The sequence below is a fragment of the Flexivirga meconopsidis genome (assembly GCF_026162425.1).
GTDB classification, from domain to species: domain Bacteria; phylum Actinomycetota; class Actinomycetes; order Actinomycetales; family Dermatophilaceae; genus Flexivirga; species Flexivirga meconopsidis.
Window position 1 is genome coordinate 294,856 of the sequence record NZ_JAOBQJ010000002.1, and the last position, 22,462, is coordinate 317,317.

Annotated in this window: 20 protein-coding genes; 6 read left to right on the forward strand and 14 right to left on the reverse strand. The window is 68.8% G+C overall.

The features are described from left to right. Window positions 1–127: 127 nt before the first annotated feature. Genes N2M23_RS06805 through N2M23_RS06815 form a run of 3 tightly spaced genes read right to left on the reverse strand, consistent with a single transcriptional unit; the run spans window position 128 to window position 4,006 of the window. On the reverse strand, window positions 128–1,801 hold the full coding sequence (locus N2M23_RS06805; RefSeq protein WP_265444265.1) for a cation:proton antiporter: 1,674 nt from the start codon (window positions 1,799–1,801) through the stop codon (window positions 128–130). 41 nt (window positions 1,802–1,842) lie between these two features. Further along, entirely contained in the window at window positions 1,843–2,493 is a 651-nt protein-coding gene (locus N2M23_RS06810; protein ID WP_265444266.1) for a TetR family transcriptional regulator, read from the reverse strand. Beyond that, on the reverse strand, window positions 2,480–4,006 hold the full coding sequence (locus N2M23_RS06815) for an MFS transporter (protein ID WP_265444267.1): 1,527 nt from the start codon (window positions 4,004–4,006) through the stop codon (window positions 2,480–2,482). The genes N2M23_RS06810 and N2M23_RS06815 overlap by 14 nt, the downstream gene beginning before the upstream one ends. 126 nt (window positions 4,007–4,132) lie before the next feature. Between N2M23_RS06815 and N2M23_RS06820 the strand changes: the two genes are divergently transcribed. After that, on the forward strand, window positions 4,133–5,146 hold the full coding sequence (locus N2M23_RS06820; RefSeq protein WP_265444268.1) for an agmatine deiminase family protein: 1,014 nt from the start codon (window positions 4,133–4,135) through the stop codon (window positions 5,144–5,146). A 3-nt stretch (window positions 5,147–5,149) separates the two neighbouring features. Here N2M23_RS06820 and N2M23_RS06825 read toward each other — a convergent pair whose 3' ends face one another. After that, window positions 5,150–6,109 carry a GNAT family N-acetyltransferase gene (locus tag N2M23_RS06825; RefSeq protein WP_265444270.1) on the reverse strand — a complete coding sequence of 320 codons (960 nt, stop codon included), beginning with the start codon at window positions 6,107–6,109 and terminating at the stop codon, window positions 5,150–5,152. 1 nt (window position 6,110) lies between these two features. Beyond that, the gene (locus N2M23_RS06830) at window positions 6,111–7,205 is read right to left on the reverse strand and encodes an amidohydrolase family protein (RefSeq protein WP_265444271.1); all 1,095 of its coding nucleotides are present in this window, start codon (window positions 7,203–7,205) and stop codon (window positions 6,111–6,113) included. Window positions 7,206–7,280: 75 nt separating this feature from the next. On the opposite strand from N2M23_RS06830, the gene N2M23_RS06835 reads away from it, so the two are divergent. After that, window positions 7,281–8,732, forward strand: a complete 1,452-nt coding sequence (locus tag N2M23_RS06835; RefSeq protein ID WP_265444273.1) for a SigE family RNA polymerase sigma factor — start codon at window positions 7,281–7,283, stop codon at window positions 8,730–8,732. A gap of 34 nt (window positions 8,733–8,766) precedes the next feature. Here the strand turns inward: N2M23_RS06835 and ffh are convergent, their stop codons facing one another. The 4 genes from ffh to N2M23_RS06855 form a co-directional block, all read right to left on the reverse strand. Then, window positions 8,767–10,368: a signal recognition particle protein gene (ffh, locus tag N2M23_RS06840; RefSeq protein WP_265444274.1), complete on the reverse strand. Its 1,602-nt coding sequence runs from the start codon at window positions 10,366–10,368 to the stop codon at window positions 8,767–8,769. Between the two features lie 10 nt (window positions 10,369–10,378). After that, window positions 10,379–12,760, reverse strand: a complete 2,382-nt coding sequence (locus N2M23_RS06845; RefSeq protein ID WP_265444275.1) for a [protein-PII] uridylyltransferase — start codon at window positions 12,758–12,760, stop codon at window positions 10,379–10,381. A gap of 175 nt (window positions 12,761–12,935) precedes the next feature. After that, window positions 12,936–13,274: a P-II family nitrogen regulator gene (locus N2M23_RS06850; RefSeq protein WP_171154677.1), complete on the reverse strand. Its 339-nt coding sequence runs from the start codon at window positions 13,272–13,274 to the stop codon at window positions 12,936–12,938. Further along, window positions 13,271–14,665, reverse strand: coding sequence for an ammonium transporter (locus tag N2M23_RS06855; RefSeq protein WP_265444276.1), 1,395 nt, complete (start codon window positions 14,663–14,665; stop codon window positions 13,271–13,273). The genes N2M23_RS06850 and N2M23_RS06855 overlap by 4 nt, the downstream gene beginning before the upstream one ends. A 138-nt stretch (window positions 14,666–14,803) precedes the next feature. Between N2M23_RS06855 and N2M23_RS06860 the strand changes: the two genes are divergently transcribed. Beyond that, window positions 14,804–15,685 (forward strand): oxygenase MpaB family protein, encoded by an 882-nt coding sequence (locus N2M23_RS06860; protein ID WP_265444277.1) that lies wholly within the window; start codon window positions 14,804–14,806, stop codon window positions 15,683–15,685. Between the two features lie 128 nt (window positions 15,686–15,813). Here the strand turns inward: N2M23_RS06860 and ftsY are convergent, their stop codons facing one another. Next, window positions 15,814–17,109 (reverse strand): signal recognition particle-docking protein FtsY, encoded by a 1,296-nt coding sequence (gene ftsY / locus N2M23_RS06865; protein WP_265445100.1) that lies wholly within the window; start codon window positions 17,107–17,109, stop codon window positions 15,814–15,816. A 52-nt stretch (window positions 17,110–17,161) separates the two neighbouring features. Further along, window positions 17,162–17,431: a hypothetical protein gene (locus tag N2M23_RS06870; RefSeq protein ID WP_265444279.1), complete on the reverse strand. Its 270-nt coding sequence runs from the start codon at window positions 17,429–17,431 to the stop codon at window positions 17,162–17,164. Window positions 17,432–17,562: 131 nt separating this feature from the next. Between N2M23_RS06870 and N2M23_RS06875 the strand changes: the two genes are divergently transcribed. The 3 genes from N2M23_RS06875 (at window position 17,563) to N2M23_RS06885 (ending at window position 20,031) form a co-directional block, all read left to right on the forward strand. Next, on the forward strand, window positions 17,563–18,774 hold the full coding sequence (locus N2M23_RS06875; RefSeq protein WP_265444281.1) for a serine hydrolase domain-containing protein: 1,212 nt from the start codon (window positions 17,563–17,565) through the stop codon (window positions 18,772–18,774). Between the two features lie 239 nt (window positions 18,775–19,013). After that, a complete protein-coding gene (locus N2M23_RS20940) occupies window positions 19,014–19,553 on the forward strand; it encodes a CGNR zinc finger domain-containing protein (RefSeq protein WP_265444283.1) in 540 nt (179 codons plus the stop codon). Window positions 19,554–19,581: 28 nt separating this feature from the next. Next, the gene (locus tag N2M23_RS06885; RefSeq protein ID WP_265444285.1) at window positions 19,582–20,031 is read left to right on the forward strand and encodes a DUF4190 domain-containing protein; all 450 of its coding nucleotides are present in this window, start codon (window positions 19,582–19,584) and stop codon (window positions 20,029–20,031) included. A gap of 77 nt (window positions 20,032–20,108) precedes the next feature. Here the strand turns inward: N2M23_RS06885 and N2M23_RS06890 are convergent, their stop codons facing one another. Genes N2M23_RS06890 through N2M23_RS06900 form a run of 3 tightly spaced genes read right to left on the reverse strand, consistent with a single transcriptional unit; the run spans window position 20,109 to window position 22,389 of the window. After that, window positions 20,109–20,555 (reverse strand): DUF2752 domain-containing protein, encoded by a 447-nt coding sequence (locus tag N2M23_RS06890; RefSeq protein WP_265444287.1) that lies wholly within the window; start codon window positions 20,553–20,555, stop codon window positions 20,109–20,111. Between the two features lie 20 nt (window positions 20,556–20,575). Next, window positions 20,576–21,244: an FMN reductase gene (locus N2M23_RS06895; RefSeq protein WP_265444288.1), complete on the reverse strand. Its 669-nt coding sequence runs from the start codon at window positions 21,242–21,244 to the stop codon at window positions 20,576–20,578. Beyond that, window positions 21,241–22,389, reverse strand: a complete 1,149-nt coding sequence (locus N2M23_RS06900) for an LLM class flavin-dependent oxidoreductase (RefSeq protein ID WP_265444290.1) — start codon at window positions 22,387–22,389, stop codon at window positions 21,241–21,243. Before N2M23_RS06900 ends, N2M23_RS06895 begins: the two co-directional genes overlap by 4 nt. Window positions 22,390–22,462 lie beyond the last annotated feature (73 nt).

Below are 22,462 nucleotides of genomic sequence, written 5' to 3' on the forward strand. Positions count from 1 at the left end.
CCTAACCCATCGCCGTCGCCTAACCCATCGCCGAGAGGCTCACTTATCGCTCAGAGGCTCACGTATTCGGCCGTTCAGACGGTCGAATACGTGAGCCTCTCGGCATTATCTGAGCCTCTCGGCGAGGTCAGGCGGAGCTGTCGTCGTCGAAGGACGTCAGCCGCACCTCGAAGCCGTCGAGCATCCGGGTCGCCGCATTGATCGCCGGCGAGCCGTAGGCGCCCCGGTCGGCCAACCCGGCGAGCGCGGTTCGTTGCGCCGCAAGCACGTCGAGCCGTAGCCGCGCGTACTCGGTGCGGGCGTCGCGGACGGCCAGGTCGGCCCGCTCGTCGATCGCCGCGCGCTCGTGCGCCATGTCCTGCCGGACCTCGGCCAGCGCGGGTTGGTCCTGCACGGGCAGGGTCTGCTTGAGGTGCTCGAGCTCGAGCAGACCTGCGTCATACAGGTCGGAGGTGATGTCCTGCATCTCCTGGCGCACGCGCTGCGCCGAATCGTCGCGAATACCCACCCGACGTATGACGACCGGCAGCGTCAGTCCTTGCGCCAGCAGGGTCACCACGGCGACCACGAAGGCGATCAGCACGAGTTCTTCGCGGCGCGGGGTGTCCACCGGAAGCGTCTGGGCGGCGGCCACGGTGATGGCGCCACGCATCCCGGCCCAGCCGAGCACGACCGCGCTGCGCCAGCCGATCGGCTCGGCGACCTTGAAGTCGAGGTCAGCGACCACCCGCTCCACCCGGTGCGTGATGCGTTGCAGCCTGCGCTCGGAGACCTCGAGCTCGTCGAACCGCGGATTGTCCTGCCAATTATCGAATTTCGAGCGAGTGTCGGCCGCGCGCTGCTGATCCTGCCGCAGTGCGCCGACGAGCGGCACGACGAAGACCAGCCGCATCACGACCACGGCCGCCGAGGCGAGCAGGCCGACCCACAGCGCCTCGGCCAGACTGTTGTTGCTGTCCTGTACGGCGTCGACGAGCGGCTTGACCTCCAGCCCCATGATCAGGAAGATCGCGCTCTCCATCAGGAAGGCGATCGTCCGCCAGTTCATCGACTCGACCCACCGGTCGCGGGCCGCGATCCGGCGAGGTCCGAGGCGGCCGACAACCAGACCCGTCACCACGACCGCGAGCACACCGGACGCGTCGAGCTCCTCCGCGGGCAGGAACGCCACGAACGGCACCACGAACGACACCGCGGTGCTCAACACCGCATCGCGCAGCAGCGCCCGCAACCGGACCGCGATCTCGCCGACGAGGAATCCCACGATCACCGCGATGACCACCGAACGCAGGAAGCTGCCGGCCACGTGCCAGATCGACACCGAGGCGGCGATCGCGGCGACTGCCGAGCGCAGCAGCACCAGCGCGGACGCGTCGTTGACCAGCCCCTCCCCCTCGAGCATGGTGACCACCCGAGGCGGCAGTCCGAGCTTCTTGCCGATCGAGGTCGCCGCAACCGCGTCGGTGGGGCTGACCACCGCGCCGAGCGCGAACGCCGCCGGCCAGCCGATGCCGGGCAGGACCGCGTGGAACATCCAGCCCATGCCGAGCGTGGTGAGCGCGACCAGCAGCACTGCCAGTGCACCGATCGCCTTGAGATTGCGCCGGAAATCCTGGCTCGGCATGTTGACCGCGGAGGAATACAACAGCGGTGGCAGCACACCGGCGAGGATCAGCTCCGGGTCGATCTCGATGTCCGGTGTGCGCGGCACAAAGCTGATCACGATGCCGACCACGACCAGCGCAAGCGGCGCCGCCAGTCCCAACTTCTTCGAAAACGCAGTGACTGCAACGATGCTCACTACCCCGAGAATGGCGACGAGCGTCAGGTTCATGCTCTCCCCTACGTCGTATGACGGGGGCCCCGACGACCCCACAGCCGCTTGCTCTCGGCGCCGGCGTACTCCGCCGGTCCGTCCAGCGTCATACCCGACTCGAAGAACTCGACCAGGTCGAATCCGCTGCGCGCTCCGGGCGCGATGCCCATCGACAGGTAGCCACCGATCAGCGCACCGGCCATCGCGCGGACGCGCAGGTCGTCCGGCGACAGCTCGGTGCGCTCGGCGATCAGGTCGGTGACCAGGCGCATCGTGCGGTGAAACTCGATCTGCTGCGCCCCGCGAAGCTCGTCCTCGGAGCGCATCAGCTCCCAGCGCTGATCCTGAAACTCCCACTCCTGCGGGGTGATCGACTCAGTGACTTGCTCGATCGCCGCCTTGAGAGCCCGTAGCACCGGCAGCTGCTCCGGCTGCTTCCGGAACTCCTCGACGATCAACGGGTCCAGATCGTCAGCCACGACCAGCTCCGCCTTGCTCGGGAAATACCGGAAGAAGGTGCTCGGCGACACATCGGCCGCGGCCGCGATCTGCTCCGTCGTCGTGTTGCTGTAACCCTGCTTGGCGAACAGCCGGAAAGCAGCTTCCCGTAACGCTCTTCGCGTCTGCGCCTTCTTTCGCTCGCGCAGGCCGGGCTGGGCTGGTTCAGTCGACGACATGGAGCGATTGTCGCTCATCCTCGCTGGCTGCCGGTGTCTGCTCGGTGGTCGAGTCGTCGAAGGCACGACGCGCCGTCAGGACGCTGATCAGGGCCAGTGCGACGATGCCCGCAGTGGACCAGAGCAACAGATCGATGCTCTGCACGAAGGCATCTCGCACGGTGGAGAGCAGCCCGGTGTTGCCGGTGCTGCGAGCGACCTCGACCCCGGCGTTGACGCTGTCCCGCACCGGCTCGACGTCGGCGTCGCCGAGCGCGGAGTGGTAGCGGGTAGCTTGCACGGTGCCGAGGATCGCGACACCGATGGTGCCACCGACCTGCCGCAGCGACGACAGGAGCGCGGAGCCGGCCCCGGAGTGCTCCGGGTCGAGGCTGCCGACGGCCCATCCGATCGCGGTGAACATCACCATCCCCATACCCGTGCCCAGGAAGAACATCCAGCATCCAATCACCGCGTAGGGCGTGCTCTGGCTGGTGAACGCGGCGACGACCAGCGCGGCCAGGGTGAGCGTGAGGCCGCCGGCGAAAACCACTCGGATGCCGGCACGTTCGGCGATTCGATCGTTCAACCGGGTCGCCGTGACCAGGCCGGCCACCATGGGCAGCAACCGCAGCCCGCTGCCGAGCGGACTCGCCCCCTGCACCGCCTGGAAGAGCTGCGGCAGGCTGAAGAAGACACCGAACATCACGAAGTTGAGCGCCACCGCATAGACCGCACCCAACCGGAACGCCGGGACGCCGAAGAGTTGCAAGTCGACCAGCGGATGCCGCAGCCGGGGTTGCAGCAGAACGAATATCAGGGTGAGCACGACACCCACAAAGACGAAGATCCAGGAGCGGCCGTCCGCCCAACCGCGCTGCCCGAACTCGATGAATCCATATGTGAGTGACGCCAATCCGAGGCTGGACAGCGCAACGCTCGGCAGATGGATCGACCGCGGCGTCGCGCTCCGCGACTCCGGCACGAAGGCAATGATCGCGACGATCGCAAGCAGCACCACCGGCACGTTGATCAGGAAGACCGAACCCCAGTGGAAGTGATCGAGCAGCCACCCACCGAGCAGCGGCCCGAGCGGCATGCCGAGTGCGACGCCGGCCATGTTGAGACTGATTGCCCGGCGCTGCTCCTTCTTGTCCGAAAACATCACCGTCAAGACCGCAAGGGTGAGCGTCAGCAGCGCGGCGGCCCCGATGCCGAGGACGGCGCGAGCCGCGATCAGCTGCGCCGGCGTCTGGGCGAACGCGCAGGCAAGCGACGCTCCCCCGAAGATGACCAGCGACCAGAGCAGCACCCGCCGGCGCCCGATCCGGTCGCCGAGCGCGCCGATCGGCAGCATGAATACCGCCAGCGCGAGTGTGTAGGCGCTGGTAAACCACTGCAACTGCGAGATATTCGCGTGCAGGTCCTCCGCCAGCGTCGGTAGCGCGACGTTGAGCACCATGGTGTCGAGTCCGACCACCAGCGTCGTCAACGCGATGGCCGCCACCGCGATCCAGCGCCGCGAGTTCGTCATATCCATCCGATTTCCGCCCTCCGGGTTTTTGATAGTCACTGTCATTTGATTGACACATCCAGTTGTACGGGGTTGTTCGAGAAACTGCAAGTCACTGTCACTTTTTGGATGTGGCACCGTGTCCGCATGAGCCCCCGCATGCCGAGTGAGACCGCACCGCAGAGCCGCATCTGGATGGCGTTCCCGTCGAAGGGCTACACGCTCGGCGACACCGCAGCCGACGCCCACGAGGCGCGCTCGACCTGGGCGGCCGTCGCGCACGCAGCCTTGGAGTTCGAGCCGGTGACGATGGTGGTGGATCCGGCCGATGACGCGGTCGCTCGCCGCTACCTGTCGGCCGGGGTCGACATCGTCCACACCCCGCTCGACGATGCGTGGATGCGCGACATCGGTCCTTCCTTTGTGTATGACGAGGGCCGGCTCGCCGGGGTCGACTGGATCTTCAACGGCTGGGGCGCCCAGGACTGGGCAACGTGGGACAACGATGCGCGCGTTGCGTCATACGTGCTGAGCGAAGCGGGTGTGCCTCGCATCGAGTCGTCAATCGTCAACGAGGGCGGCGGTTTTCACGTCGACGGCGAGGGCACGGTGCTGGTCACCGAAACGGTGCAGCTGGACAACGGCCGCAACCCCGGCGCCACCAAAGCCGACATCGAGGCGGAGCTGGCGCGCACGATCGGTGCGACCAAGGTCGTGTGGCTGCCACGCGGACTGACCCGGGACGCAATGCAGTTCGGCACTCGCGGGCATGTCGACATCGTCGCCACGATCCCGTCGCCGGGGGTGCTGCTGCTGCACGACCAGCGCAACCCCGACCACCCGGACCACACCGTCACGCTCGAGGTCGAGCGTTCATTGCGCGACACCACGGACGCTGCCGGACGCAGCTGGGAGATTCGCAAAATGCCTGCGCCGCAGACGATCTCGGACGAGGAAGGCCCGGTCGACTACAGCTACCTCAACCATCTGGTGGTCAACGGCGGCGTGATCGCCTGCTCATTCGACGACCCGCACGACGCGGAGGCCGTGTCGATCCTCACCGACGTCTACCCCGGACGCCGCGTGGTCACCGTCGACGCGCGGCCGCTGTTCGCCCGCGGCGGCGGCGTGCACTGCATCACCCAGCAGCAGCCCGCCTGACGGTCAGGCGAACGCGCTTCGCGCGCGCAGCGCGAGACGCACGACCACGCGATCGTCCACCGGCTGACGGGGGTCGAGTTCGAGCGGAAAACCGAAACCGAGTGCGCAGCCAACCTGTGGCACACCGGTGGGGTCGAAGCCGGCCCGCTGCAAGCCGGCGAAGACCGAGTCCGGTTGCGGGTTGGGTTCCTCGACGACGCCACCGACCGGAGAGGCCGCGAGCAGGGACCACAGCGCCTGGTCAGTGGCAGGACCCGGCCCGAGGTCGCGGTCGAGCAAAGCGCTGGAGAAGAGCGGCAGACCGAGCTCGTGAGCCAACCGCGACCCGAGGTGCAGACCCGGAGAATCCTTGACCAGCAAGGCGATCCGCGGCCATCGGTGCGGAGCGTATGGCGCCGCCGGCCACTCCTCCCGGGTGATCGCGTGCGGGAGGTGGTCGCGCCAGTGCGAGCCGTCCGGTCCGGGCAGCCAGAGCATCTGCTGCACGTAGCCCTCGCGCCGGAAACCGATCGATCGCAACACCCCGGACGACGGACTGTTGCCCGGCCGCACGTTTGCCTCGATGCGGTGCAGCCCCATCCCCCGCGGCGCCTGCGCGAAGGCGATGTCGATGATGAGACGCAGGCCTTCGGCGAAGAGACCACGCCCGACATACGGGTCGTAGGAGTCGTAACCGATGACGCCGTTCTGGAATCGGCCGCGAACAACGTTGGTGACGTTGACCTTTCCGACGATGCCGTGGCTACCTTCGGCCTCCATCGCGTGGATCAGGAAGGTCCGGTGGTCCTCGGTCTGCCGCTCGAGGTGCCAATGCAGGTCGGCCGGGTTGACCGGGTTCCAGCGCCCGATCCGCGCGGCGGACTGTTGCACCGCAACCTGGTAGGCCGGCAGGTCACCCTCCTGTGCGGTGTGCACCCATACGCGCCGGCCCGTGGCCGCGAGCGGAGCGAGGCTCGACGTCACCTCATGCTCCGACCTGTCGTCCGCGCAGCACGATATGGGCCGGGTCGGCGAGCACGCGAACGTCCGCACGCGGGTCCTCCTGGTAAACCACGAAGTCCGCGCTCTCGCCCTCCGCGATGCCCGGCCGCCCGAGCCACTCACGCGCACCCCACGTCGCGGCGTTGAGTGCCTCGAGATCGGTCATGCCGGCCCGGGTGAGCTCGACGACCTCGGCCGCGACCAACCCGTGCGGCAGTTGGCCGCCGGCATCGGTGCCGACCCAGATCGGGACCCCGGCCTCATGCGCGGCGGCGATTGTGTCGAACCGGCGGGCGTAGAGGTCACGCATGTGCGCGGCATACGCGGGGAACTTTGCTTCGCCCGCGTCGGCGAACTTCGGGAAGTTCTCGATGTTGACAAGCGTGGGAACGATCGAAATCCCTTGCTGGGCAAACTGATCGATCGAGTCCGGCTGCAGGCCACTGGCGTGCTCGATGCAGTCGGTGCCGGCAGCGGCGAAATCGAGCAGCGACTCCTCGCCGAAGCAGTGCGCCGTGACACGGGCGCCTTCCTCATGCGCAGCGGTGATCGCTGCGGTCAGCGCCTCTCGTGGCCAGCAGGGTGCGAGGTCACCGCGGTCACGGTCGATCCAGTCGCCCACGAGCTTCACCCAGCCGTCGCCGCGTCGCGCCTCCTGCCGCACGTAGGCAACCAGGTCTTCGGGCTCGATCTCGTGAGCGAAGTTGCGGATGTAACGCTTCGTGCGGGCGATGTGCCGCCCGGCGCGAATGATGCGCGGCAGGTCCTCGCGGTCGTCGATCCAATGCGTGTCGACCGGCGAACCGGCATCCCGCAACAGCAACGCACCGGCAGCGCGGTCCCGCAGCGCGTGCTGCTCGCTGGTCGCCTCGTCGACGCCGCCGTGTGCCTCGAGTCCCACGTGACAATGCGCGTCGACCAGGCCCGGCAGCACGTAGCCCTCGACCGTTTGGGCGTCGGAGGTGTCGGCCGGTGGGGTCCAGCTGACCGTCCCGTCCACCACCCAGATCTCGTCGCGCACCTCCTCCGGCCCGATGAGAATGCGGCCTTTCACGTGCAGCACCGGAACGTTCGCCATACGTCCGACCCTATTGCGTCATGATCGGCGCGCGCGGCTGCCTCGCGCGGATCGCTGCGGCATACTCGGCGTGTCATGACCGATCAGGGGACGGATACCGGCGACTTCGACAGCTTCGTGGCTGCCCGCACGCCGGAGTTGCATCGAACCGGCTATCTGCTGATGGCCGACCAGGAAGCCGCCGAGCAACTCGTCGCCGCGGCGTTGCACCGAATCCGGCGACAGGCCGACGACCTCGGCCGCGCCGGCGCGCAGACCCGGCTGACGATGGCACGCCTGGCCGCTCCCCTCGACGCGCCGACCTCGACAGCGGCTGGTCTGCCCGGTCTGTCACCCAGGCAGCGCGCGGTGCTGCTGCTGCGCGTCGTCGATGGCCTCGACTCACGCGCAACGGCCAAGGAACTGCGGCTGCCCAAAGCTGCCGCGATCGCCGCCGAACGGGCCGCCGCCACCAACCTCGGCCTGAGCGTCGGCGACCCGCAATTGCGTTCGCAGCTGGATGATTTCGCGGAGCGGGCGAGCTGGCCAGACCCGACAGTGACGCTGGACGAGGCCGCCCGTAAACGGCCACAAGCCGCACGACCGCGCTGGACGTATGCCGCAGCTCTGGTCGTGATCGTCGCCAGCATCGCGTCGGTGACGATCGCGCAGGTCGCACACAACCGGTGGCTGCGCACACCCGCGGGCCTCAACTCCTCGCATGGCACTCACTTCCCGGAGTATGTCCGGGGCTACAAGCTCGTCGAGGTCCGTGATCTGCGGCCTCGACAGCCGGCGACCGTGCGCCTGCCGAAGGACGAGGCATATGTCGTGGGTTGCCCGGGCGACAGCGACGGCGAGGCCTTCGGGATGCCAGTCACCATCGACGGCGCGACCGACAACAGCTATACCCAACCGTGCATGCCGCAGCGCGAAACGAATCCAGACTTCTTCTACCTGTCCAACACGACCGACCTGCCCACCCAGGTCGAGGTCACCTGGCCGTCGGACGGACCCTGGCCGCTGGCGGTCTATCGCAAAGTCCCGTGGGATCAATACCCAGTCGCGACAAAGGATTTCGACACCAGCCGGCAACTCGGATTCGACGACGCCCAAGTCGCGAACGAGAACGGCCCGGTGAGCCCGCTGCGCACCGGTCCCAAACTGACTCTGAGCAGCGGCTCCCGGGCGAACGGCAGCTTCACCGCCACCCTGCGGCTGCCGGCGCCGGTCGCCGGCACGCAGCCGTCAGTGACGTGGACGCTGCGGGCGACGACCACCGGCCGCTACCGAGTCTCCCTTGCCGGCCGTCCACTCAGCTCCTGCTTCTCCCCGACGGGCGACAGTTGGTGCGAAGTCTTCGACCGAGTGATCCCGCCGATCGGCGGCAACTCCACGGCGCCGACGGACCAGGACTTGGTGTCCACCAGTGCGCGCACCGCCGAGGTGCGGGTCGACGTCGAGCACGCGGTCGGCCCGTGGAAGCTGGAGATGCGTTACGACCGTTACAAGGTCGACAAGGACGGCAATCCGGTCGCGCCCAAGTAGACCTGGAGTGCGGCTCGGACCGGCCGGGCAGCGCTCAGTCCTTCTTGGCGTCCGGGCCGAGGAACTTCTCAAAACCCTTGGGTAGCTTCAGGTTTGAGAAGTCCTGCTCCTCCTCGGCGCCGAACGCATTGCCCATCGCCTTCTCGCGCGCGGCGGACGCCTTCTGTGCGGCGGCCTGCTCCTGCTGGGCGCGCTTGGCCGGGTTGCCGCTCTTGCCCTTCTTCTTCTGCTGCACCTTGCCACGCTTCGGTGCGCCACCTGCCGGCATACCGGGCATCCCCGGCATACCGCCGCCACCGCGGCGCATCTGACGCATCATCTTCTGGGCCTGGCCGAAGCGCTCCAGCAGCTGGTTGACCTCCGAGACCGTGACCCCGGAACCGCGGGCGATGCGTGCCCGGCGCGAGCCGTTGATCTGCTTGGGATGCGTCCGCTCGAACGGCGTCATCGAGTGGACCATCGCCTCGACCCGGTCGAACTCGCGCTCATCGAGGTTGTTCAGCTGATCCTTCATGCCCGACATGCCGGGCATCATCCCCATGAGCGCCTTGAGGTTGCCCATCTTCTTGATGGCCGACATCTGCTGGAGGAAGTCGTCGAAGGTGAAATCCTCCTCCTCCATGAACTTGCGGGCCATCTCCTGGGCCTGCCGCCGGTCGAAGGCCTTCTCGGCCTGCTCGATCAGCGTGAGCACGTCGCCCATGTCGAGGATCCGCGACGCCATCCGGTCGGGGTGGAAGACCTCGATGTCCTTGGTCTGCTCACCGACCGAGGAGAACATGATCGGCCGGCCGGTGACGGACGCCACCGACAATGCGGCACCACCGCGGGCGTCGCCGTCGAGCTTGGACAGCACGACACCGGTGAAGTCGACGCCCTTCTGGAAGGCCAGCGCGGTCTCGATCGCGGCCTGACCGATCATCGCGTCGATCACGAACAGCACCTCGTCCGGCTGGATCGCCGCACGGATGTCGGCGGCCTGCTGCATGAGGTTCTCGTCGACCGCGAGCCGGCCGGCGGTGTCGACGATGACCACGTCGTACTGGCGCACCTTCGCTTGGCCGACACCGGCCTGCGCGACCCACACCGGGTCGCCGTAGGACTGGGTGCCCTCCTCGGTGGCCGCGTCGTGACCGCCTTCGTTGCCGCGCTCGGGTGCGAAGCACGGCACGCCGGCGCGTTCGGCGACGACCTCGAGCTGCCGCACCGCGTTAGGACGTTGCAGGTCGGCGGCGACCAGCACCGGGAAGTGGCCCTTGTCTCGCAGCAGTCGCGCCAGCTTGCCGGCGAAGGTGGTCTTACCCGAACCCTGCAAGCCGGCCAGCATGATCACGGTCGGGGGCCGCTTGGCCAGCTGCAGCTCCCGGGTCTGGCCGCCGAGGATCTCGATGAGCTCCTCGTTGACGATCTTGACGACCTGCTGGCCGGGGTTGAGCGCCGCGCTCACCTCGGCGCCGAGCGCGCGCTCCCGGATCCGGCCGGTGAACTCGCGCACCACCGGGGTCGCGACGTCGGCGTCGATCAACGCCATCCGGATGTCCCGGATGGTGGAGTTGATGTCGGACTCGGTGAGGCGGCCCTTGCCCCGGAGGTTCTTGAAGGTCGACGTCAGGCGGTCGGACAGCGAATTGAACACGCCTGCAAGGTTAACCCGGCGACCGGGGCGCTCCGTCACACGCGTCGATCAGCGCGGCGATCACCTGCGCGACCTGCGGTGGTGCCACCGGCCGGTCGCCCGAAGCAGTGACATAGAAGGTGTCGAGGGTCTGCCCGGCATACGTCGCGACGTGCGCCGACCGCACGGCAAGCGAGTGCCGCGCGAAGGTGATGCCGATCTCCCGCAGCAGAACAGGGCGGTCCTGCGCGCGCACCTCGATCACCGTCGCCAGCTCCGACGCACCGGGTATGACGGTGGCCCGCGTCGGCGGCGCGCCCACCTCAGGCGCACTCCGGCGCCGCCGCTCCAGCGCCCGCAGCGGGCTGCGGTCCCCACCGGCCAGCTGCGTCAGTCCACGCTGCAGCTCCTGCGCGCGCGGGAGATCACCCGCCGGCGCTTCGACGTCCCACGTGTTGATCGCGACGTCGTCGACCGTGCGCACCCGCGCGGTCCGCACTACCAACCCGTCGGCGGCAAGCAGGCCCGCGGTGTCGGCGAACAGGCCCAGCCGGTCGCGGTCGGCGATCTCGACCCGCGCCCCGCTCGGTGTCGCCTCGACCGTGACGTGCGGCTGGCCCATCGCCAGGTCGCGCAACAGCTCGGGCGGGAGTGGTTCGGCCGGACCCGCCGCCACGGAGGGGTCGACGGGAGTGGGCAGGCGGCGTCCGGCGAGCGCGCGCCGGCCCTGCGCGGTCAGCTCGTCGACCAAACCCGCCCGCCAGCTGGTCCAAGCCTTCGGGCCGGCCGAGATCGCGTCCGCCTCGGTCAGGGCGCGCAGCAGGTCCAGCACGTCGGGACGTTCCTCGACCGCGCCGACGAGCGCGGCGACCGTGCGGGGGTCGTGCGGGTCGCGCCGGGTCGCGAGGTCAACCAGCGTGAGATGTTCGCGAACGAGCAGCTCGACCACGTCGACGTCCTCGGAGCCAAAACCCATGCGCCGCAACATGTTCGCCGCGACCGGCGCACCCTCGACGGCATGGTCGTGCACGCCCGCGATCTTGCCGATGTCGTGCAGCAACGCTGCCAGCAAGAGCAGATCCGGCCGCTCGACGTCGCCCCGCAGGCGACAGGCCTCGACCACCGACTCCACGATGTGCCGGTCGACCGTATGACGGTGCACCGCGTTGCGCTGCGGGCGGCTGCGCACCGCGCCCCACTCGGGCAGCCAGCGACCGATCACCCCCGCCTGGTCGAGGGTCTCCCACACGTGCACCAGGCCAGGACCGGTCGCGAGCAGGTCGACGAACGCGTCGCGGATCTCCGCCGGCCACGGCGCCGGCAACGGCTGCAGGTCACGGGTCAGGTTTGCGACCGTGGTGGGTGCGAGCGGCAGACCGCGGCGCGCAGCCAACCGGGCGGCCCGCAGCAGCAACAGCGGACCACCGAGACCGGTCGACTTCGGGCCGAGCACCACCTCGCCGTCGTGCTCATAGAGGCCGTAGCCGAGCGGCGAGAGCACCGGCCGGCGCGGGCCGACGCGCAGCGTGCGAGCGCGTTGTGACTGACCGGCGCGACGCATCGTGCCGTCCAACGCGAAGGAGATGGTGCGCGCCGCCTGCACCACGCCGGTGAGCAGCGCGTCCGAATCCGGTTGCCCGAGGAGGGCGGCCACCGCGTCCTGGTCCTCGCGGCCGAGCCGGTCGCGACCGCGGCCGGTCACCACGTGCAGCGCGTCGCGCACGTCGAGCAGCTCTCCATAGGCGGCATCCACCGCGCCGTGCGGGCGGTCGGTGAGCCAGGCCGCGGTGAGCGCGCGCAGCACGGCCATGTCGCGCAGCCCTCCCCCGCCCTCCTTGAGGTCGGGCTCGATCTCGCTGACCAGGTCGCCGTGGCGGTCGTGCCGCACCCGGAGGCTGTCGAAGAGTTCGGGCAGTCGCTTGCGGGCGTTGGCGCGCCAGTCGTGCGCGATGCTCTGCCGGACCCCGGCGACGAGCACGTCGTCACCGGCGAGGAGTTCGAGGTCGAGCATGCCGACCGCGGCCGCCAGATCGCCCGAAGCCACCGACCGGCACTCGCCGAGCGTGCGCACGCTGTGGTCCAGCCGCACCCCGGCGTCCCACAGCGGATACCAGATGCGGTCGGCGAGCTCGGTGACGGCCGAGCCTGACAACGACCGTCCGTCGTGCACCAGCACCAGGTCGTAGTCGGACAACGGGCCGCCGTCGCCGCGTGCGAGGCTGCCGACCGCAGCAAGCGCAACCCCTCCGGTGCGACTGCCGAGCGGCGCCGTGGCCCCCGACCAGAGCTGCCCCAACCACGCCTTGTTGTATGACGCGAGCCGCTCCCGCCGCACCGCGCCCGCACCGGGTTTGGTGAAATCGCGGGTGCCGGCGAGGCCGAGTCGCTCCTGGTCGACCGCCGCAATCGTCATACCCCGCAACCCCTTTCGTGTGGCCAAAGTGCTGATCGAGTATCGGCGAGGAACGAGCCGCGCATCGAGATCACCGCCGCAGGTTTCGATACGCTCCTCCGCTTCGCTCCCCCGCTACTCAACCAGCGAAAACACGGTGATCGAGTAGCGGCGACGAACGAGCCGCGCATCGAGATCACAACGCCGTGGCGCCGTGCTCGCCGGTGCGCACCCGCACCACGTCGTCCACCGGCATGGTCCACACCTTGCCGTCACCGATCCGCCCGGTCTGTGCCGACTTGACGAGCACGTCGACCACGCTGGCCGCGTCCATGTCCTCGACGATCACCTCGATGCGGACCTTCGGCACGAAGTCGACGGTGTATTCGGCGCCGCGGTAGACCTCGCTGTGCCCCCGCTGACGGCCGTAGCCGCTGGCCTCGCTCACCGTCATACCGGTGATGCCGTAGGCCTCGAGCGCTTCCTTGACGTCGTCCAGTTTGAACGGCTTGATGATCGCGGTGACAAGTTTCATGCCTTGACCTTCCCTTCGTCGTGGTGGCGGGCGTCGGGCTCGTGCGCGGCCCGGTGCTGCCCGATGCGGCTACCGGCAAACAGGTTGCCGAAGTCGTAACCGGTCTCGGCGTGTTCGGCCTGGTCGATGCCGGACACCTCGTCCTCATCGGTGGTCCGGAACCCGATGGTCTTCTCGAGCACGAAGCCGATCGCGTAGGTCACCACGAAGGAGAACACCAGCACGAAGAACGCCGCTCCCGCCTGGACGCCAAGTTGCAGGAGGCCACCACCGTAGAAGAGCCCTTCTCGGGTGTCGGCGCCGGTCGGGCTGCTCTTGCTCGCCAGCAGACCGATCAGCAGGGTGCCGACGAGGCCACCGACCAGGTGCACGCCGACCACGTCGAGGCTGTCGTCGAAGCCGAGCTTGAACTTCAGGCCGACCGCGAGCGCACACACCGCTCCGGCGACGACACCGACGATCAGCGCGCCGATCGGGGTGACCACCGCGCAGGCGGGCGTGATCGCGACCAGGCCGGCGACGACCCCCGACGCGGCACCGAGTGAGGTGAAGTGCCCATCGCGCAGCTTCTCCACCAGCAACCAGCCGACCATCGCGGCCGACGTGGCACCGAGGGTGTTGATCCAGGCGCCGGCGGCGAGCGCGTTGGCGCCGAGCGCCGAGCCGGCGTTGAAGCCGAACCAGCCAAACCACAGGATGCCGGCGCCGAGCATCACCAGCGTCAGGTTGTGCGGTCGCATCGCGTCGCGCCCGAAGCCGATCCGCTTGCCCAGCACCAGGGCCAGTGCGAGACCGGCCGCACCTGCGTTGATGTGTATGGCGGTGCCCCCCGCGAAGTCGTACGCGCCGTTGCCGCCCAGGAACCAGCCGCCGTTGGCGATCCAGCCACCGGTGTTGGCGGCGAACCCGTCGAACGCGAAAACCCAGTGGGCGGCAGGGAAATAGACAACGGTCGCCCAGATCACCGTGAAGATCATCCAGGTGCTGAACTTCGCCCGATCGGCGATCGCGCCGCTGATCAGTGCCACCGCGATGATCGCGAAGACGACCTGGAAGGCCGCGAAGGCGGGGCCGGGGATCGTGCCGTAGGTGGCGTCGAGCACGCCGTTCAGCCCGAAGTGGACGAACGGGTTGCCGATCCAGCCGCCGGTGCTGTCGGCGCCGAAGGTCTCGCTGTAGCCCCAGAGGATCCAGACGATCCCGATGGTGCCCATGCTGATGAAGCTCATCATCATCATGTTGAGCACGCTCTTGGTGCGCACCATGCCGCCGTAGAACAACGCCAGACCGGGCGTCATGAAGAGCACCAGGGCCGCGGCGGCGAGCACCCAGGCGGTGTCGCCGGTGTCGGGCGCAGGTGGGGTGGCCATCGCCAGTGAAGTAACGCTCATGGCGAAATACTTTGGGCCCGCGCGGTTTCGGCGGTGTCGCACGTTGTGTTACGAGCATGTTGCATCGGGCGCCGAGCGGTTAACGGTTCATTACCCGGACCGGAGGTCTCGTCATACGAGACGCGCATAATGAGTTGTATGACGCCGCTTCGCACCCTGCACGACACGGTGCGGCACCGGGCGGCCCTTGAGTTGCGGCAGCGGGTGGCCGGCGAGGACGCACAGCGCAGAGCCGACGGCATCTGGGGAAAGCGCGGGGAGCGGTGGTTCACCCCGGCCGACCCGATCTGGCGGGTGCACCTGGACGCGTCGATGTTCGTCGGCGGCATCCGGGCGCTGCTGTTGCAGTCGCTGCACCCGCTCGCGATGGCCGGCGTCGACCAGCACTCGAGTTATCGCGACGATCCGTGGGGCCGGTTGCAGCAGACCAGCAACTTCATTTCCACGACCACCTTCGGCACAGTCCCGGACGCCGAGCGGCTGCTCGCCAGGGTGCGTGGCATCCACCGGCGGGTGCACGGCGAATTGGACGGTGTGCCCTATCGCGCGGACGACCCGGCGCTGCTGGCGTGGGTGCACGCCGCGGAGGCCGACAGCTTCCTCACCTGCTACCGAGCCTTCGGCGGCGGCACTCTGACCGACGTCGAGGCCGACCGTTACGTCGCGCAGATCGGGTCGGTGTCGAGCCGCCTCGGGTTCGCGGGCGCGCCTGCCTCGGTCGCCGAACTGCGCGCGGCGCTCGCGTCATACCGCCCGCAGCTGCGGGCGACCCCGGCGGCCCGGGCGGCGTTGCGGTTCATCGTCTTCGAGCCGCCGCTGCCGGTCGCCGCGCGGCCGGGTTACCTCAGCCTGGTCGCGGGTGCGATCGGCACCCTGCCCGGTTACGCCCGGCGGATGCTCGGCGTGCGCTTGCCACCGGGCGGCGCGCTCGCGCTGCGCGGCACCGGCGCGTTCGGCGCCGGCGCGGTGCGCTGGATGTTGTCCGACCCCCAAGTCCAGCGCGACCGCCGCGTCACCTGAGCTGGTTGAGTAGGCGGCGCCGGCGCGCTGGTTGAGTAGGCGGCGCCGGCGCGCTTGCTCGCCGGCGCCGCCGTATCGAAACCAGCGATCAGCCGCCGTACCGAAACCAGCGACCAGCACCAACCAGCTCAGTCCAGCACCGCGTCCACGAACGCCTTCGGGTCGAACGGCGCCAGGTCGTCCGGGCCCTCGCCGAGCCCGACGAGCTTGACCGGCACCCCGAGCTCGCGCTGCACGAGCACCACGATGCCGCCCTTGGCGGTGCCGTCGAGCTTGGTGAGCGCGACACCGGTGATGTCCACCGCCTGGGCGAAGATCTCGGCCTGGCGCATGCCGTTCTGGCCGGTGGTCGCATCGAGCACCAGCAGGCACTCGTCGATCGGGCTCTGCTTCTCGATGACTCGCTTGACCTTGGCGAGCTCGTCCATCAGTCCGACCTTGTTGTGCAACCGGCCGGCAGTGTCGACGATGACCACGTCGACCTCGCCGTCCTGGCCCTCCTTGACCGCGTCGAAGGCGACCGCCGCAGGGTCGGCGCCCTCCTTGTCAGAGCGCACCGTCGGCACCCCGACCCGCCCACCCCAGGTCTCGAGCTGGTCGGCGGCGGCGGCACGGAAGGTGTCCGCCGCGCCGAGCACGACGTCCTTGTCCTCGGCGACCAGCACGCGTGCCAGCTTGCCGACGGTCGTGGTCTTGCCGGTGCCGTTGACCCCGACGACCATCACGACGGCCGGCCGGTCGCCGACGCGTGACGCGGCGATCCGGCGGTCCATGTCGGGATTGACCTGGGCCAGCAGCTCCTCGTGCAGCCACTGCTCCAGCTGATCGGCCGTCGGCGAACCCTCAACCTGCACTCGACGTTTCAACCCGTCGACGATCTCCGTGGTGGCCTCGACGCCGAGGTCGGCACCGAGCAGAGTGTCCTCGACCTCTTCCCAGACGGCCTCGTCCAGCTTGTCACCGGACAGCACGGTGAGCAGGCCCTTGCCCATCGCGCTGTTGGAGCGGGCCAGCCGCGAGCGCAGCTTGGTCATCCGCCCGCGCGCCGACTCGGGGCGTTCGACCTCCGGCTCGGCGGGCGCCGGCGCCGGAGCGGCGGGCGGCGCAGTGGTCTCGACGGTGTCCGCCGGGGTGGGCTGCGCCGGCGGGGTCTCGGGTTCGACGACCGGCGGCTGCGGCTCGCGCTCCGCAGGCTTCGGCGGGGCGGGCGTGCCGCCCTTGCTGGTGTCGATCGTGGCGGTCGAACTCGGCTTGTAGGTATTGGCCGTACGGGTCTTGGCTTCACGCGCCGGCGGCGGCGGGGTGACCGGCGGGGCCGCCTTGCGGCCGCGACCCCGCACCAGGCCGACGACGAGTCCGAGACCGCCGAGTACGACGACGGTTATGACGAGAAGGATCTCCCAGAGCGCATCCACGCCCCACATCATGACAAACCCTCACCGACGATCGCTGTCGGTGAGGGTCCGGTGAGTCGGATCAGCTCGCTGCTTGCTCGCTGTTCTCGCTGTCCCTCGTGGCCTGCTTCGCTGCGGCGGCCGGCTTGCTGTCCTTCGAGGTGCGCTCGGCCACCGCGCGCTTCGCACCCTTGGTGACCTTGTCGGTGCGGTCGGCGACCGAGCTGACCATCCGCTCCCCGCGCTCGGTCAGCACCTGGCGTCCTTCACGACGAGCCGGCACGGCGACCAGGCCGACGACGACAGCAGCGAGCGCAACACAGACGACCAGCGCGAGAATCAGCCACAGCATGCGCCAATTGTGCGCTGTCTTGGCCGCAAATCCCAACAGGGACCTGCTAAGAGCCTGCTGTGTCGCCCACCGGTCACGGAATGTTCATCTGCGAGCGCCCACCGCACCCATCGGTGGCACACTGCCGGAGCATGACGATCGATGCAGCCCGCCCGACCGGCATCGCCACCGACCGACTACGCCGGATCGATGACCACCTGACTTCGTATGTCGACCACGGGCGGCTCGCCGGCTGGCACGTGCGCGTCTCGAAGGGCGGCACCGTCATACACGACTCGATGCGCGGGCTGCGTGATCGCGAGGCCGATCTGCCGATCGCGGCGGACACGCTCTACCGCATCTACTCGATGACCAAACCGGTCACCTCGGTCGCGGCGATGATGCTCTACGAGCGCGCGGAGTTGTCGCTGAACGACCCGGTGAGCAAGTTCATCCCCTCCTTCGCCGACCTGCAGGTGTATGTCGGGGGTCCCGCCGCCAAACCGGTGACCCGGCCGGCGACGGAGCCGATGCGGGTCAAGCATCTGCTGACCCACACCTCCGGTCTCACCTACGGTTTCCACCACACGCACGTCACCGACGAGATCATGCGCCTGGCCGGTCAGGAGTTCGGACCGCCGGCCGGCATGGACCTCGCAGCGGCGTGCGACTCGTGGGCGGCGATGCCGTTGCGCTTCGACCCCGGCACTGGTTGGAACTACGGGGTGTCCACCGACGTGCTCGGCCGGGTGGTGGAGGTGGTCTCCGGCAGCAGCCTGGCGGAGTTCTTCGCCAGCGAGATCACCGGACCGCTCGGCATGGGCGACACCGCATTCCGCGCGGTCGACGCCGATCGTTTGGCGGCGCTCTACGCGCTGGGTCCGAACGGCGTGGTGCGCTACGACGCGTTCGGCAACGGGGCGCTGAAGACGCCCGACATGTTGTCCGGTGGTGGCGGTCTGGTGTCGTCCATGGACGATTACTGGCGGTTCACCGAGATGCTCCGCCGCGGCGGGGAGCTCGACGGCGCGCGGCTGCTGTCCGATCGCACGGTGCGCTTCATGGCGAGCAACCACCTGCCCGCAGGGGCCGACCTGGAGCAATTCGGCATCCCGCTGTATGCCGAAACTCCCTTCAGTGGCGTCGGATTCGGCCTGGGCTTCTCGGTCACCATCGACCCACAGGCGGCGGCACTCGCCAGCTCGGTCGGCGAATACGGTTGGGGCGGACTGGCTTCCACCTACTTCTGGGTCGACCCGGTCGAGGACCTCACGGCGATTCTGATGACCCAGCTGATGCCGTCCAGTGCCTATCCGGTGCGCCAGGAGCTCAAGCAGCTCGTCTACGGCGCGCTGGCCGACTGACCCGCCCCAAGCTCAATCCCCAACGGTGGCAACGCTTTCGCCACCGCGGCGCACCTGCCATGCGCCGCACACGCACTGCCGGTAGCACAGGACTCCTTCGCTGGTGCTGTGCCGTGATCGAGTGACCCAGCCGTGCCGGTGCGGGGCGACCGCGGGCGGCGGCAGCTGCCGCTCCGCTGTGGGGATTGGATTTTCGGCGAGGACTGTCGTCATACCCACGAGCCTGGTGTAATGACATTGTGCATATCAACCCTTACGGCGAGGAGCCGACCCTGCTCGCCGTCGCTCTGCTCAACGACCGTCCGGCGACGGTCCGGGCGCTGCAGGCACGGTGCGACGCCGCCGGCGTGGTGCACCGCCCGGGCGCGAAGCGCGCGGACCTGGTCTTGCTCGATCGTTACCTGGACGAGATCGACCGGCTGATCGACACTGCGCAGGCGTCCGACCGGGTGCGGCTGCTGAACGAGTTGCTTGCCCGCCATACAGCCCACCCGCGGGTGACCGACCATGCCGGCGACGGCTTCCACCTGCACTATCGAGATGCCGAAATGTCATACGCAGCAATGCTTTCAGCGCTGCTGACGATGGGTCTGACGGTGCATCTCGTGCAGCGCGGGATGCATCGTCTCGCCCGGTGCGCAGTGCCGGAGTGCGAGACCGCGTTCGCCGACACCACCAAGAACGGAAAGCAGCGCTACTGCTCCCCCGCCTGCGCAAACCGGGATGCCGTGCGCCGACATCGGTCGCGACACCGCGCGTCGACTCCGGATGTCCGTTAGGGTCGCCGAAACGAGGGAAGGAACGACCATGAGCAACTACCCGAACGACCCGAACCAGCCGGGCGGCTACGGCGAACAGAAGCCCGGGGACCAGCCCCAGCAGCCGCAGTATGGTCAGAGCCAGCCGGGCCAGTACGGCGCGCCGCAGTATGGCGCCCCGCAGGGCGACTACCCGCCGGCCGGCGGCGGTTACGGCGGTGGCAAGCCCGCTCCGGGTGGCTACAGCGGCGTGCCCCAGGAGCACAAGCAATCCACGCTGATCCTCATCCTGGGCATCCTCAGCATCCCGTGCTGTGGCCTCCTGACCGGCATCCCGGCGATCATCATGGGCCGCAACGCCCTCCAGCAGATCGACGCCTCGGGCGGCGCGATCGGCGGCCGCGGCAAGGTGCAGGCCGGTTACATCTGCGGCATCATCGGCACGGTGCTGTCGATCGTCGGCATCATCCTGCGGTTCACGGTGCTCGCAAACAACTAGCCGACTCGCTCAGATGGCGCAGCGCGAAAGGGACGGCCCGGGCGGGTCGTCCCTTTCGCGCTGTCGTTGTTCGACTTTCAGCCCTGGTAGAGCCAGCTCCCCCAGGGCGTCCACCGATAGACGGTGAAGACGAGCATCACCACACCGAAGATCAGCAACGGCATACGCCCTGCCGGCAGCAGCGCGGCTGCGGCGTCGCCCTTCCAGCGGCGCACGAACCAGCGCGCGATCAGCACCGCCCCGGCAACGAGGATGAAGACGGCGGCGGCGTTGCTGAGCAGCGCCGCCGAGAAGTTGCCGTGCGTCAGGTCATTCATCGCCCGCAGGCCACCGCAGAGCGGGCACGGCGCCCCGGTGACGGTGAGGAACGGGCAGTAACCATAGGAGCCGGAACCGTGCGGATCGTAGATCCGCAGCAACCCCATGGCCGCTACTCCGCCGACCGCCCCCAGCAACGGACCGCGCACCCGGTCGGCCCGTGAGGGCTCCCGAGTGCGCGCCGCGGCAAGGTCCGGAGTGGTCATGCGGCCAGCCTAATGTGCGGTCAGCCGGAGTGTCCGTCCAGCAGCTTCGCGAACGGCGTGACCCGTGCGGGCACGTGCACCCCGGAGTCGCGCCGCTTGGTGTCGGCCGAGTTGGGGGTGAAACCGCCGACCGAGCCGCCACCGTCGGTGACGAGTGGTCCGGCGAGCTCGTCGGCGGCGCGTCCGATGCGCGCGCTGAGCTGCTGCCCGTCGGCGCCACCACCGAAGTCCTCGGTCGCGGCGAAGACGCCGGTCGGCATCACGACCGCACGCAGGTGGGTCAGCAGCGGGCGCAGCGCGTGGTCCAGCACCATCGAGTGCCGCGGCGTGCCCGCGGTCGCGGCGATGATCACCGGCATACCGTTCAGCGCGTCCGGGTCCAGGGCGTCGAAGAACATCTTGAACACGCCGCTGTAGCTCGCCGCGAAGACCGGCGTGACGACGATCATCCCGTCGGCTGCAGACACCTGCTCGCGTGCCTCGTTGAGGCGACTGGTCGGCATACCGGCCGTTGCCATCATGGTCGCGAGATCGACTGCCAGCTCACGCAATTCGATGACCTGTATGTCGAGCGCCTCGCCCCGCGCGGTCACCTCTGCGGCGACCGCGCCGGCGATCTGGTCGGCCAGCAGGCGGGTGCTGCTGGGCTGACTCAGACCGGCGGTCACGACCACGAGATTGCGGGTCATGCCGACACCTCGGCGTCCTCGGCCTGCTCAAGGCCGGCGGTCGCGTTGATCACCTTCAGGTGCGGCGAGTCCGGGCCCTGCGCCAGCAGAGAGCTGTGCGTGGGCGGGTCGCTCGGCACGTGCTCGGGGCGACGCGCCTCGAACTCGCGACGCAGCACCGGCACGACCTCCTTGCCGAGGATCTCGATCTGCTCCAGCACCTGCTCCAACGGCAGACCGGCGTGGTCGACCAGGAACAGCTGGCGCTGGTAGTCACCCACGTAGTCGGCAAAGCCGAGGGTGCGCTCGATGACCTGCTCGGGTGTGCCGACGGTCAGTGGGGTGTCGCGGGTGAAGCTTTCGAGCGACGGGCCGTGCCCGTAGACCGGGGCGTTGTCGAAATAGGGCCGGAAGCGGCGTACCGCCTCCTTCTCGGTGTCGGCCATGAAAATCTGCCCACCGAGTCCCACGATGGCCTGGTCTGCGGCGCCGTGCCCGTAGTGCTCGAAGCGCTGGCGGTAGAGCTTCACCATCCCTTGCGTGTGCTCCTTGTTCCAGAAGATGTGGTTGTGGAAGAAGCCGTCGCCGTAGAAGGCGGCCTGCTCGGCGATCTCCGGGCTGCGGATCGAGCCGTGCCAGACAAACGGCGGCACGCCGTCGAGCGGCGCCGGCGTCGAGGTGTAGCCGTGCAGCGGGGTGCGGAACTCGCCCTCCCAGTCCACGACCTTCTCGCGCCAGAGGCGGCGCAGCAGGTGGTAGTTCTCGACCGCGAGCGGGATGCCCTTGCGGATGTCCTTGCCGAACCACGGGTACACCGGCCCGGTGTTGCCGCGGCCCATCATCAGGTCGACGCGACCGCCGGCCAGGTGCTGCAGCATCGCGAAGTCCTCGGCGATCTTCACCGGGTCGTTGGTGGTGATCAGGGTCGTCGAGGTGGACAGCGTGAGGTTTTCGGTCTGCGCGGCGATGTAGCCGAGCATGGTGGTCGGCGACGACGGCACGAACGGTGGATTGTGGTGCTCGCCGCTGGCGAAGACGTCCAGACCGACTTCCTCGGCCTTCTTGGCGATCGCCACCATCGACTGCACGCGCTCGGCCTCGGTCGGTGTGCGTCCGTTGGTCGGGTCCGTCGTGACGTCGCCGACGCTGAACAGTCCGAACTGCATTGTCTAACTCACTCCCCTATGTCTCAAATTTTAACTAACTGAGCGGTGTAACGGGGAGTGGTGTGCGGTTATT

Excerpts from the sequence above, each read along its gene's own strand:
- N2M23_RS06810 (WP_265444266.1), bottom strand. The coding sequence starts at position 2,493 with ATGTCGTCGACTGAACCAGCCCAGCCCGGCCTGCGCGAGCGAAAGAAG.
- N2M23_RS06815 (WP_265444267.1), bottom strand. The coding sequence starts at position 4,006 with ATGACGAACTCGCGGCGCTGGATCGCGGTGGCGGCCATCGCGTTGACG.
- N2M23_RS06820 (WP_265444268.1), top strand. The coding sequence starts at position 4,133 with ATGAGCCCCCGCATGCCGAGTGAGACCGCACCGCAGAGCCGCATCTGG.
- N2M23_RS06830 (WP_265444271.1), bottom strand. The coding sequence starts at position 7,205 with ATGGCGAACGTTCCGGTGCTGCACGTGAAAGGCCGCATTCTCATCGGG.
- N2M23_RS06835 (WP_265444273.1), top strand. The coding sequence starts at position 7,281 with ATGACCGATCAGGGGACGGATACCGGCGACTTCGACAGCTTCGTGGCT.
- N2M23_RS06845 (WP_265444275.1), bottom strand. The coding sequence starts at position 12,760 with ATGACGATTGCGGCGGTCGACCAGGAGCGACTCGGCCTCGCCGGCACC.
- N2M23_RS06850 (WP_171154677.1), bottom strand. The coding sequence starts at position 13,274 with ATGAAACTTGTCACCGCGATCATCAAGCCGTTCAAACTGGACGACGTC.
- N2M23_RS06855 (WP_265444276.1), bottom strand. The coding sequence starts at position 14,665 with ATGAGCGTTACTTCACTGGCGATGGCCACCCCACCTGCGCCCGACACC.
- N2M23_RS06860 (WP_265444277.1), top strand. The coding sequence starts at position 14,804 with ATGACGCCGCTTCGCACCCTGCACGACACGGTGCGGCACCGGGCGGCC.
- ftsY (WP_265445100.1), bottom strand. The coding sequence starts at position 17,109 with ATGTGGGGCGTGGATGCGCTCTGGGAGATCCTTCTCGTCATAACCGTC.
- N2M23_RS06870 (WP_265444279.1), bottom strand. The coding sequence starts at position 17,431 with ATGCTGTGGCTGATTCTCGCGCTGGTCGTCTGTGTTGCGCTCGCTGCT.
- N2M23_RS06875 (WP_265444281.1), top strand. The coding sequence starts at position 17,563 with ATGACGATCGATGCAGCCCGCCCGACCGGCATCGCCACCGACCGACTA.
- N2M23_RS06885 (WP_265444285.1), top strand. The coding sequence starts at position 19,582 with ATGAGCAACTACCCGAACGACCCGAACCAGCCGGGCGGCTACGGCGAA.
- N2M23_RS06890 (WP_265444287.1), bottom strand. The coding sequence starts at position 20,555 with ATGACCACTCCGGACCTTGCCGCGGCGCGCACTCGGGAGCCCTCACGG.
- N2M23_RS06895 (WP_265444288.1), bottom strand. The coding sequence starts at position 21,244 with ATGACCCGCAATCTCGTGGTCGTGACCGCCGGTCTGAGTCAGCCCAGC.
- N2M23_RS06900 (WP_265444290.1), bottom strand. The coding sequence starts at position 22,389 with ATGCAGTTCGGACTGTTCAGCGTCGGCGACGTCACGACGGACCCGACC.